Genomic DNA, 12672 nt, shown 5'->3' with positions numbered 1-12672 from the left:
ATTACTGTTATAGTCTAATCACCACTTAGTTATATTTATAGTTTAGACTAGTAGAAATCATTATACAATATATCCATAGTCCGATAACAAATATTGAAATTCAAATAGTAAAATGAAATATCCCCCTCTACAAAAAAGACATTCCTTAGGATGTCTGATAACAATCAGCTTCTATTCAAAGATATTCATAATATTACTGATAAACTTCTTAAATAATTGTAAGATTAACTTAAAGAAGTTAGCCTTAGCTACTTCCTCTTTTGCTACTAAATCAACACGCCCTAAGACCTCTTCTCCCTTCAATACAACTATCTCTCCTACCTTATCTCCTACCTTAACAGGAGCAACTACCTCTTTATTAAGTCTTGTCTGCTTAACAGCCTCTTTCTCTTCACCTTTCATCACTGATATCTTCAAATCTTCCTTAGCAACTGCATCTATCTCTGGTATCTCACCTTTAAAGACCTTAACCTTACTGACTATGTCCCCTTTATTTACAATATCAACAGAACGGTGGATACTGAAGGCATAATTTAATAGACTCCTTGCTTCATTAAATCTAACCTTAGAATTTGGTGCGTTCATAACTACTGCAATAAATCTCATACCATCCTTCTTAGCTGTAGCTGATACACAAAAACCTGCCTCTTGTGTATATCCTGTCTTTAATCCATCAGCCCCTTTAAAGAAGCGGACTAGATTATTAGTATTTCTTAAAAAGCTCTCCCCATCTCTAATATGATCTATCCAGATCGATGTAAACTCCAATATCTTAGGATGCTTCAATAGCTCTAAAGACATCTTCGCCACATCAGCTGCTGTAGTATAATTTCCTTGGACATCAGGGTCTGTTGGTGGTAATCCATTGGTATTATAGAAATAAGTATTCTCTAACCCCAATTCCTTTGCCTTATCATTCATTGCCTTGACAAAGTTCTCCTCTGTACCATAAAGGTGTTCAGCAATAGCTACACAGGCATCATTAGCAGAAACAACAGCTACTGCCTTAAGTAGATGCTCAAAAGTCATCTCCTCTCCAGGCTCTAGCCAAATCTGCGATCCCCCCATCTCTGCTGCCAATTCAGTAGTGGTAATCTTATCATCCCACTTTACTCGCCCATCATCAACAGCCTCCATTGCTAATAACATAGTCATAACCTTTGTTATACTGGCTGGTGGCAACTTCTCGTGGGCATTCTTCTCATAAAGTATCCTCCCAGTCTTAGCATCCATCAAAATCGCTGACTTAGTTTGAAGGTCAAATTCAGGCTTATCTATAGCTAGAACAGTTTGAGAAATAAGACATAGTAAGATCAAAGTGATCCCTATAATAATTTTCACTCTTCTCATAAACTCACCCCACATTCTTTAATAATATTTATTAATCTTTGGGGCTAAGTATGATTGTAAAAATAAGGATAAAATTAAAATAACCCTTTAAAGATATCCTTAATCTCTTCTTTCTTCTCCTCTAATTCTTCCTTAATCTTATCCTTTGCCTTCTCTTTCTCTTCTTCAAGCTTATCCTTACCTTCCTCTAACTTCTTATCAACCTTCTCTTCTACTTTCTGTTTTGCCCGTTCTTCTATTATTGATTTATCCCAACTAAGCTCTGGATTAGTTACAGTTCCCTTTAATTTAAAGTCAAGTTGCACCTGCTTAGTTTGAGGAGTATAGAATAGTTCTTTCTCTTTCAAGCTTAACTTACTGGACTCCTCTTCAGAAATCAAATAGGTCAACTTATAATTTAAATCACCATTTAAGGTTGAATAGCCCGCAAACTCTAACTCTCCAAATTTAGTCTTAGATTTAAAGCCATTTAAATATAACTTACCATCCTTTAAATTGATATTCCCATCGAGGTCTTTAAAATCTAATTTATTATCATCAAATATATCAAACCAACTATTTAGCTTATCGATTAATATAAAATTCTTTAATTCTCCTTGAGCAATTAAAGCTTCCCCTTGTAAGGTAGCTGATTCTAAAATTTTATCTAACTCCAATCCAGTACCACCAAGCTTAGTATCTAAATTAATCTTACCATATAGCTTATTATCAAAGTCAGTAAATAAACTTAATATCTGATTGACCTCAATGTTATCAACCTTTAACTTCCCTCGATAGGTAGGGCTTTCTTTAGCTAAATCAATCTTTCCTCTACTTTTAATTTTACCATCTTTGATATTTGTTTTAAAATTATCTATAGAGATAGTCTTATTCTCAAAATCTGCCTCTAAATTCAAGTCTTTTATCTTTAACCTTTGGTATTTTAGCTGATTAATATTTACTTTGGACCTTACTTTAAAATTAGGTAGTAGTTCAGCTAACTCTTTCTCTTGTACCTCTTCATCTGTTGTTTCTTTTTTGGTAGTAGGTAACAAGGCCAGTAGCTCATCTATAGATAATGAATTAGAATCTAACTCTATCTCTATTACCACATCACTCTTCTTCTGCTCCTTTAATGCAGTTAAGAGCTTCCGCCAATCTGATACCGAAACCTTTGTAGCTAGGTCACTCTCTGCTAAATCCAACCTTCCATATAATAGCTCTAAACTCTTATTATCAACTCTGACCCTTCCTTCTAAAGTTTTTATCTCTTGAGTTAATTGGCGAACTCTTATCTGCTCTCCTATCAAGGTTATATCTCCTAAGACTTTAATTTTATCTAAATTATTCATCGGTTCTACAATTAGATTTTTGACTGCAAATTCTGCTTTAAGATCTGATTTTATCCTTCCAGCAAAATTATACTCTTTAAATTCAGGGCTTATTTTATCAATCTCTTCTTTAACCATAGCTAAATTCAAATCACTATCTAGATTTAAATCGATATCTATCTGATCAATATTACCACTTTGAGCAAAAGGTCGATAATCTATCATACCATTAATCCTTACCTTAGAATCATCTTTATTAACCTCAATCTTATCTATATTAATTATAGAATCTGCTATCTTAAACTTTCCATCAATATTCTGATACTGACTATCTTGATAAGCTAAAGAACCTATATGAAGATTAGCTACTAAATTAAAGTCTGGCAGATAAATTTCTTTGCTATTATCTTCTGTTTTATTCTTCTCCTCTATTGATTTTACTGAGCTATTAGTCATGATTAACTTATCTAAATTTAGAGTATCTGCCTCTAAAGATAAGTCTATATTACCTCCTAAATTATCTTCTTTATTAATTATATCAGTTACTAGTTCCTTCCAATCAACTACTAATAAAGTACTCTTAACCTTATCATCAGCTACTCCAATTACAAAATTATCAATTCTAAGTTCTTTATTATTTACTTTCAGCTGAGCATCTACCTCTTTTAGATCAACAGGTAACTGATTATTATTCAACTTTAAATCAACTAATCCAATCTGACCATTTAAATTGATATTTTTTATATTTTTCTTAATATCTTTTAAACTAATATTCTTAGCAGATATATCTGAGCTTACCTGACCTGTTAAGTCCAAATTTAATTCTATTGGTAACTTAGCTAATAACTCTTTAAGCTTTACATCGGTCTTTAACTCTAAATCTAATTTAGGATTAGAAAAGTCAATTAGCTCAGCTTTTAATCCAAAAGTTGAGCTTTCTACCTTTCCAGCAAAATTGTCCACTTGCAGAGTATCTTCTCCTAAAATTAATTGCAACTTACTACTTAAATCAAGCTCTCCTATACCTAGATTCAATTTCTCAAAATTTAACCTCTGCTCTACTAAGTCAAAATTTAACTGATGTTCTAGATTAAAACCTAAATCTTTAAAATGCAGATTATTTGCTAAGCCTAAAATAACTATATTCCCAATCTTGGATTCTCCTGCTGTTATCAGCTTATCTTCTTTTCCATCTAATAAAAGAGTAATCCTAGAGTTAATATTCTCTAGCTTAATGTCCAAATTAGAGCTCTGGTCTAAATATCTTACTCTACCATCAATTATCTCTAATTTATCTAAATTAAAGTTTAGACCAATCTGGCTTGACTCCTTGTTCTTATCATCACTATTCTCTTGTTTAGCTACAAATTGATAATTTACCTCTCCAGATTCATTAACCTCCAAAGAGACAATAGGTTTAATTAAATTGACCTCTTTAATCTTTATCTCTTTATGTAACAAAGGTAATAGAGCTACATTCAAATTAAAAGTATCAAATTCAGTAAAGTATCTCTCTTTAAAGCCATCACCATTAAGAATCTTAAAACCATCAATTCTTAAACCAAAACCACTTAAGAATTTAAGAGAGATATCTTCAATTATAACCTCTCTATGCAAATTTTCCTCTAGCTTAGGGATTATCATCTTTTCTAATTTATCAGAATTGAAATAACTCTTTAAATATAGAATCCCTCCAATTAAAATAACTAAAATTGTTAATAATAAATATACAGATATCCTTTTAATATTTAGACCATTATTCTTCTTTAACCCTGGTTTCATAAACTATATTTACCTCCTATTAAAAATTAATTGCTCTACTGATAGAAACTATTTTAATATATAAGATATTAATAACCATAATAATAAATCTATTCTTTTACTATTTAAATTCTTAGGTTAACTCCTTTTTCCTCTTTCCAAATTTATAAAATTAATTCTACAACATTACTAAACCTAAGTTAAGAACTATTTGATTATTATTCAAAGAATTTTGAATAATAATATATTTTTTACAATGTAAAAGGATAATCGGCTTTTTTCTAGAATTAACTATATAGAAAGTTTTAAAGGCTTCGTATATAATTATATTTTAATAAAGGGGGTAATAGATATGAATCAGAAATATATTAATCCAATATTTGAAGCTGCTAAGAGTGTACTGAAAAATATGATGCAAATAGATGTTAACAGAGGGGAGTTAACTCTTCGCAAAAGCCCTTTTTCAGCTCAAAAAGTCAATGCTTCTATCGGAGTTACTGGAGATTTAAAAGGATTTATCTATTATAGTATGTCTGAACAGACAGCCTTAGAGGTATTTGCCAAAATGTCAGGGATGTCAATGGATGGATTCGACGAATTAGTAAGCTCCGCTATTGGAGAATTAGCTAATATAGTTACAGGAAATTCACTTACTAAGTTATCTGAGTTAGATTATCAATGTGATATCACTCCTCCATCAATTACATATGGGGATAATGTACAGATTACGACAAATCAAAGGCAATTCTTAGTAATTCCTTTGCATACTGAAATCGGTGATTTTGAAATTAATGTCTCTTTAGAGGAGAAGAAATAAAAAGAAGTGGTTCACTTAATTAAGTGAACCACTTCTTTTACTTTTAATCTATAATCTCATAAATCAATGGATTCAATTCAGGCTTTGTATTACCAATCTGATAAGCCTTTAATAAGATTTCTTTAGCTTCTTTTACTTTAGTCTTATCATTATAATATAAGGTAGCGATAGTCTCTCCCTCTGTTAGCTGATCCCCTACCTTCTTAGCCAAAGTCAAGCCTACCGCCAAATCTATTTCCGATTCTTTAGTCTCTCGACCTGCTCCTAAAATCATTGCACTAATACCAACCTCTTCTGCCTCTATTCTCTGTACATAGCCACCTCTTGGAGCTTTAACCTCTAAGCTGTATTTAGCCTGTGGCAATAAATTAGGATTATCTACTACTTCAGGATTTCCACCTTGGTTAGTAATTAGTTCCTTTAACTTATCTAAGCCACTTCCGTCACTGATTGCTCTTTCTAGCATCTCTCTAGCTTCTTCAGTGCTGTTAGCAACCTCTGCTAATAATAGCATCTGTGTTCCTAAGGTCAGGCATAGCTCTGTCAAGTCATGGGGACCTTCTCCTTGAAGGGTATCAATAGCCTCCTTGACCTCTAAAGCATTACCTACAGCCCATCCTAAAGGTTGGTCCATATCAGAGACAATAGCAATAGTATTACGCCCTACCTCTTGGCCGATTTCCACCATAGTCTTAGCCAGTTTCACTGCCCCTTCATAGCTCTTCATAAAGGCACCATTACCAGTCTTCACATCCAATACTATAGCATCTGCTCCAGAGGCAATCTTCTTACTCATAATACTACTTGCAATCAAAGGAATAGAATCAACAGTAGCAGTTACATCACGTAAAGCATATAGCTTCTTATCAGCAGGAGCTAGGTTACCAGTCTGTCCTGCTATAGCTACTTTATTCTGATTAACACTGTCGATAAATTTATCCATACTTAAGGCTGTACTAAAGCCTGCAATAGATTCTAACTTATCAATAGTTCCCCCAGTATGACCCAAGCCACGCCCAGACATCTTAGCCACTGGTGCACCACAAGCAGCTACTAAAGGTGCTAAGACTAAAGTTGTAGTATCACCTACACCACCAGTACTATGTTTATCAACCTTAATGCCCTTGATTGAACTCAAATCTATATTGTCACCAGACTTAGCCATAGCCTCTGTCAACTTAGCAGTCTCTTCTTTATCCATTCCTTGGAAGAAGACAGCCATTGCCCAAGCTGACATCTGATAGTCTGGAATCTCACCTTTGGTATACCCTTTAATTAAAAATTCTATCTCTTGATTACTTAATTTCTTACCATCACGTTTTTTATGAATAATATCATAGGCTCTCATTAGTTCCCCCCCACTTTTTAGTTTACAGTGTACAATGTACAGTTGCCATTCAAAAGATTAATTTCCTTTAAGACCTTAACTGTACACTGTCAATCGTTAACTCTTAACTGATTTTATTATTCCTCTGACCAACTCGATAAACTTAGGCTTAACTCGATTAGCTGTCTCAATAACCTCTTCATGCCCTAAAGGTTCTGGTAGAATTCCTGCTGCCATATTGGTAATACAAGATATTCCTAAAATCCCCATTCCCATATGGTTTGCTACAATCACCTCTGGTACAGTCGACATCCCTACTGCATCTCCACCTAATCTCTGTACCATTCTAATCTCTGCTGGAGTCTCATAGGTAGGTCCAGAGAATCCAACATAGATACCTTTTTTAACAGTAATCCCTTTCTTCTCTGCTACCTCTTCAGCTAATTTAATTAACTCTTTGTTATAAGCTTCTGACATATCAGGAAAGCGTGGTCCTAACTCATCCTCATTAGCTCCAATCAATGGATTAGTCCCTGTAAAATTGATATGGTCAGAGATCAGCATAAAGTCACCTACATTGAAATGGCGATTGGCTCCACCAGCTGAGTTGGTTACAAGTAACTTCTCTGCACCTAACATCTTCATTACCCTTACTGGGAAGGCAATAAAGGATATATCATAGCCTTCATAATAGTGGAATCTCCCTTGCATCGCTACAACCTGCTTACCCTCTAGCTCTCCTAAGACTAACTGTCCCGCATGCCCCTCTACTGTCGACACTGGAAAGTTAGGAATGTCTCCATAAGGTATTTCAGTCTTATTCTCTATCTCATCAGCTAATACTCCCAATCCTGAACCTAAAATCAATGCAATCTCTGGAGTAATACCTGCTTGATCTTTAATATAGTTTACACTCTCTTGAATCTTCTTCATAGTCTCACTTGGCATTGTTTTTTCCCCCTTTTTCCAATATAAAGTTAATAGTGTTTAACTATTAACTTTATATTAACTTACTCACAATCTAACTAAAATTATTTAAAATATTCTTTGGGGAAAGCTTATCAGCTTTTTCCCCAGTTACTTTTGCCATTGCCGCAAAAGTAACCAAACCTACGAGTTTTTATAGAACAAAAAACTCTCCGTGGCAAACCCAGCCCAGTCTAGAAGAAATTAAACTCACTACGCAACCTAAATACTAACCATTATCATTAATTAGAATATTTAGTTTAAATTTAATTTAATTCTAAATCCTTGTTCAATTTTTGCTTCGTTCAAACAATAATTTTTTTCGATTCTAAGAATATTAACTGTCAACTATTTTCTTATCTCTTTCAAAAAGCTTGTTCCATTCCCTGTTCCTTTAACTCCAAAGATTTCTGCTAGAGTAGCTGCAATATCACTAAAAGTCTCTCTAACTCCCAATTCAGCTCCTGCTTTTACTTGCTCGCCATAAACCAATAATGGTACATATTCTCTAGTATGATCTGTTCCTTTATAAGTTGGGTCACAGCCATGATCAGCGATAATAATCAGTAGGTCTTCTTCATTTAGTTGCTCTAGAATCTCTGGCATTCTCTTATCAAAGTTCTCTAGTGCCTTAGCATAGGCCTCTGGGTTTCTACGATGCCCATATTTAGAATCGAAGTCTACTAAATTTGTAAAGATTAAACCTTCCTTTTCAGCCTTTAAGTAATCTAAAGTCTTATCTACTCCATCCATATTACTTTTGGTATGGACTGCATCAGTAATTCCTTCACCTGCATAGATATTCTCAATCTTACCTACTGCCATCACCTTATAACCTCCATCTTTAAGATGATTTAAGACAGTCTTCTCAGGTGGTGTTAGAGAGTAGTCCTTCCTATTAGCAGTACGTTCAAAGTTACCAGGTTCACCTATAAAGGGTCTAGCAATAACCCTTGCTACTGCATGCTCCCCTTGCAATATCTTACGAGCCTTTTCACACATCTCATATAGTTCATCAACTGAGATAATATCCTCATGGGCTGCAATCTGGAAGACACTATCAGCAGAAGTATAAACGATAGGCTTACCAGTCCGCATATGTTCTTCGCCTAACTCTTTGATAATTTCAGTTCCTGAAGCAGGCTTATTGGCTAGGCTCTCTCTACCAATTGCTTGATGAAATTGATCCATCACTTCATCAGGAAAGCCATCGGGATATGTTCTAAAAGGGTCTTTAGAGATAAGTCCTGCTATCTCCCAATGCCCAGTGGTTGTATCCTTCCCATTGGACTCTTCTGCCATCTTGCCACAGGCAGCCTTTGGACTATCAACTTTTGCTACTCCTTCAATATCTGCAATATTACCTAAGCCAAAACTCTCTAAATTAGGAAGCTTCAATCCTCCAACTGCCTTTGCAGTATTCTGTAAAGTAGCTGCCCCCTGATCACCAAAATCAGCAGCATCAGGTAAAGCTCCAATCCCAACACTATCTAATACAATTATATTTACTCTTTTAATGTTCATAAAATTTCACCTCTATTCTTAGTTTTTACTAATTGTAAATTGTACACTGTAAACTATAATTTAGTTTAACCTATCTTTGCACAAATATTACTTTTATCCTCATCTTGTTAGACGTCAGACCAATTCTATGTATATTATTTCTGGGTAAGATTAAAAATCCCTGCTCAATTGATAAAAAAAATTAATTTTTTTTATTAATTTCTATTATAAGGACTTTTACGGTTTTATTCTACTATTTACATTATACTTATATTGTGGAAGGTAACTCATTTAATTATGTAGAAAAGTAAATTTATAATTATTATATAGGAGATGTTAAAATGAAAATATTAGAACAAAAATATTTATTTGAAAATAGGATTTTTGAAGTGAAAAAATAGCATTAGACTTAAGGTTAAATCTATTCAAAATGATTTAGAAAGATTTATACCTTTTGAAGAAATTAGTACTAAAGTAATAAAAATAAAGTCAACTCAGCTTGTACATCTGTTTTTGGGACTTCTGTTTTTGGTTATGAGTATAGGATTCATTATAGGTGAAAAAGGAAAGTTTAGTTCTTCTCTTCTCGTGGTTTTTTCTATGTCATTTACATTTGCAGTAATATTTTTAGTTACTTATTTTAAAAGTAATATACCATATAAATATATTCAATGTCAAGATTCTATAATCCAGTTTTTTATAATAATCGTAATAAAAAATCAGTACATATTTTTATAGAAAACATGATAGATGAGCGAAATGAATTTTTAAAAAATAAGTATTTAAAATTAGATGAAACAATAGATAGAGATTTATTCTTAAGAAGAATTAGGTGGTTAATGGAAGTGGAGATTATTGATAATCACGAATATGAAGAATTAAAGAACAATTTTTTAATACCTAGAGAAACATTAAAAGATCAAAACAAATCATTTTATAACTAAGGAGATAATCTCTTCAATAAGTAAGGTTATAAAATAAATAGGGACGCTATTTTACAGGAGGTGATTTTGATAGCAAAGAAAGTAATCTTAATACATGGATATAATAAAAATCAGAAAGATATGATTACCTTAAAGGAAAACTTGACTAAATTAGGCTATAATGGGCTATTAGTTAGCCTCCCTTTAACCTTTAAAAGAATCGAATATTGTACTTCTCTTTTTGAAGAAAGAGTAGAAGAAATAATACCAACTCTAGATAAGAATGAAAAGATTAGCCTTGTAGGTCATAGCACAGGTGGACTGATCATCAGACACTTCTTATCTAAGACAAAGCATACAGCTAAAATAGATAGATCTGTTCTGATTGCTACTCCAAATCAGGGAAGCCAATTGGCTACTATAGCTGCAAAATTATCAACTACCTTCACTAAGGTTTTTAAAACATTAGACTCATTACACCCTAATAACATAAAGAAACTAAATTTAAAAGATATAAGCACTGTTGAAGTAGGAGCAATTGCTGGCAATAAGAGCAATCTACTACTAGGTAAGCTATTAGCAGAAGAGAATGATGGTAGAGTTCAAATCAGCTCTGTAAACTATTATGGCTTAAAAGATTTTATTATCCTTCCCTATGGTCATAAAGAGATTCATCATCAATTTAGAACAGCAGAATTAGTTGATTCTTTCTTGAGAATTGGTCAATTTAAAAGATAAAATAAACTATCACCCATTCTTTTATAATCACAATATAATAACTACCTTAAAAATATCTTTTGTAACAGATATACACCGATTACTTCAAAAGTTTTTAAATTAAATCTTTAATCTTATATCAGTCTTTTACCTTTGTTAATCACCACAAAGAAGTAATCTTACGGAAAACACATACTCTATCATTGAGATAACCTGAGAAATAGAATTCCTTTAAAGAAAATTTTTAAGTTGAACCTTTTTACCTAATCATAGTCTCAAGTTGACAAATATCTAATATATATTATAATATATATTAGATATTTTTATAAAATTAGGAGGTAAAATGATGAATTGTTATATTCACCCTAAAAAAGAGTCGATTGGAACATGTGTTACCTGTGGCAAATTTATTTGTAATGATTGCAATACTGAATTATCTGGAAAAAATCATTGTAAACAATGTGTTAGTGAGATATTCGAAGAAAGTAAGAAAAAAATGGATAAGTTAGAAGATAACAAACAACAGCAACCTATGGTATTTATGAATGCAGGAGGTGGTGGTGGTTCTTCATCAAGTTCTTCATCAAGTTCTTCATCAACTGGCACAGCTAGTGTTCCATCTCCTCATAAAACTCTTATTCCTTTAAAGAGTAAGGTTATTGCTGCACTATTAGCAATTTTCCTTGGTACTTTTGGAATACATAAATTTTACTTAGATAAAACTGGGCAAGGAATAGTATACCTCTTACTTTGTTGGACTGGTATTCCAACAATGATAGGCTTAATTGAAGGATTAGTATATTTATCTACAAATGACTATATTTTTGCAGCAAAATACGGTGGTAGATATATTTAGCTATATTTTTCACCACATATATATATTGAATAAATATTAGTAATTATAAATCTTGAGTCATATGTCTTTGGCAAGACCTTTACTATCTTGACTCATGACACATGACTCAACTATTACATCAATTTACAATATCAAAATTATAATATAAATTTAACAAAAATAGCCTTTTATCCTTTTAATTATCAGCTACCTTTATATAACTATCCCCTCCACCAGCCTAAGCAAATATGGGACTACATAAATTTCAACTAGGGCTGCTAAAAATAGTAACAAGGCAATCCCCACCATAGAGAAGGAATACCCCACTAACATCCTCTTAAGATTATACTTTCTTCCTGTTAAGATTCCTCCCCCAAATCTAAATACAAAGATACAACTTAAAAATCCACCTAAGATTAAGCTAGGAACAAGAATTAAATTCTGGGGCATAATTGAAGTCAATGCCAACAATGCTCCTTTAAAGAACATCTCCCGAATCAGAAAAGTCGAAGTAAAACCGACTATAAATCCTCTCAAGATTATCAGCAATGGGATAGCAACTACTCCCACTAGAGTAATTGCCAATACCCAAAATAGCAAGGCATACTTGAGATTAGCAAGAATAACATTTCGAGTTATTAGCTGCTGATTATCACTTAATAGTTCATTGACCTCTGTTATAAATCCAGATAAATAATTCAATAAAACCGTCTTCTGCTGATAAGTCAAAGTATTAGCAGCAACAGACCCAGCGATACTACCACCAATAAAACAGACCAATATAAAGATTAAAATCAACATATTATCTCGAAAGAAATTATTAATCTTTAACTTTATATATCTTAAATTAGCCATTCAAACCTCCTTGAAAAGCAGTAATGAGTGACGAGTGACGGGTAATGAGTAACAAGTTAAAACCAAAAGACAAAAGTATCGTTATAGAAAGACATCTAGTTATTGTCTTTAAAAGCGAAGGAAATTAGTGTTTGAACGAAGCAAGTATTCTAGAGAAATAATAGCTTTAAAATAATTTTTGAATTAGAACTCTAAAATTTTTCAATCTCAATGAATAGTGATTGCGGAAAAGTTTAATTTCCTTCTTGATTAGGCTGGCTTTGCCACGGAAGGTTCTATGAACCTGTAGGTTTGGTTACTTTTTCGCC

General features: G+C 32.8%; 9 protein-coding genes. 3 read left to right on the top strand and 6 right to left on the bottom strand.

Translation table 11 applies throughout. The features are described from left to right. Nucleotides 1-171: 171 nt before the first annotated feature. Both U472_RS05815 and U472_RS05810 read right to left on the bottom strand, forming a co-directional pair. Nucleotides 172-1350 (bottom strand): D-alanyl-D-alanine carboxypeptidase family protein, encoded by a 1179-nt coding sequence (locus U472_RS05815; RefSeq protein WP_068716451.1) that lies wholly within the window; start codon nt 1348-1350, stop codon nt 172-174. A 74-nt stretch (nt 1351-1424) separates the two neighbouring features. Continuing rightward, entirely contained in the window at nt 1425-4442 is a 3018-nt protein-coding gene (locus U472_RS05810) for an AsmA family protein (protein WP_068716448.1), read from the bottom strand. Between the two features lie 331 nt (nt 4443-4773). Between U472_RS05810 and U472_RS05805 the strand changes: the two genes are divergently transcribed. Further along, complete coding sequence (locus U472_RS05805) at nt 4774-5238, top strand: chemotaxis protein CheX (RefSeq protein WP_068716446.1); 465 nt, start codon at nt 4774-4776, stop codon at nt 5236-5238. Between the two features lie 43 nt (nt 5239-5281). Here U472_RS05805 and U472_RS05800 read toward each other — a convergent pair whose 3' ends face one another. The 3 genes from U472_RS05800 to U472_RS05790 all read right to left on the bottom strand — a co-directional run bounded on the left by U472_RS05800 (nt 5282) and on the right by U472_RS05790 (nt 9055). Continuing rightward, nucleotides 5282-6586, bottom strand: a complete 1305-nt coding sequence (locus tag U472_RS05800; RefSeq protein WP_068716444.1) for a pyrimidine-nucleoside phosphorylase — start codon at nt 6584-6586, stop codon at nt 5282-5284. A gap of 96 nt (nt 6587-6682) precedes the next feature. Next, complete coding sequence (locus tag U472_RS05795; protein ID WP_141677948.1) at nt 6683-7513, bottom strand: purine-nucleoside phosphorylase; 831 nt, start codon at nt 7511-7513, stop codon at nt 6683-6685. 366 nt (nt 7514-7879) lie between these two features. Then, nucleotides 7880-9055 carry a phosphopentomutase gene (locus U472_RS05790; protein WP_068716442.1) on the bottom strand — a complete coding sequence of 392 codons (1176 nt, stop codon included), beginning with the start codon at nt 9053-9055 and terminating at the stop codon, nt 7880-7882. Between the two features lie 989 nt (nt 9056-10044). Between U472_RS05790 and U472_RS05785 the strand changes: the two genes are divergently transcribed. Together U472_RS05785 and U472_RS17185 are read left to right on the top strand one after the other, a co-directional pair. Continuing rightward, the gene (locus U472_RS05785; RefSeq protein ID WP_245684750.1) at nt 10045-10695 is read left to right on the top strand and encodes an alpha/beta hydrolase; all 651 of its coding nucleotides are present in this window, start codon (nt 10045-10047) and stop codon (nt 10693-10695) included. Nucleotides 10696-11020: 325 nt separating this feature from the next. Continuing rightward, a complete protein-coding gene (locus U472_RS17185) occupies nt 11021-11530 on the top strand; it encodes a TM2 domain-containing protein (RefSeq protein WP_068716440.1) in 510 nt (169 codons plus the stop codon). A gap of 192 nt (nt 11531-11722) precedes the next feature. Here the strand turns inward: U472_RS17185 and spoIIM are convergent, their stop codons facing one another. Continuing rightward, nucleotides 11723-12364 (bottom strand): stage II sporulation protein M, encoded by a 642-nt coding sequence (spoIIM, locus tag U472_RS05775; RefSeq protein WP_068716438.1) that lies wholly within the window; start codon nt 12362-12364, stop codon nt 11723-11725. Between the last annotated feature and the right edge of the window lie 308 nt (nt 12365-12672).

This window comes from Orenia metallireducens (assembly GCF_001693735.1).
GTDB classification, from domain to species: domain Bacteria; phylum Bacillota; class Halanaerobiia; order Halobacteroidales; family Halobacteroidaceae; genus Orenia; species Orenia metallireducens.
This window is presented reverse-complemented; position numbering and strand designations above follow the sequence as displayed.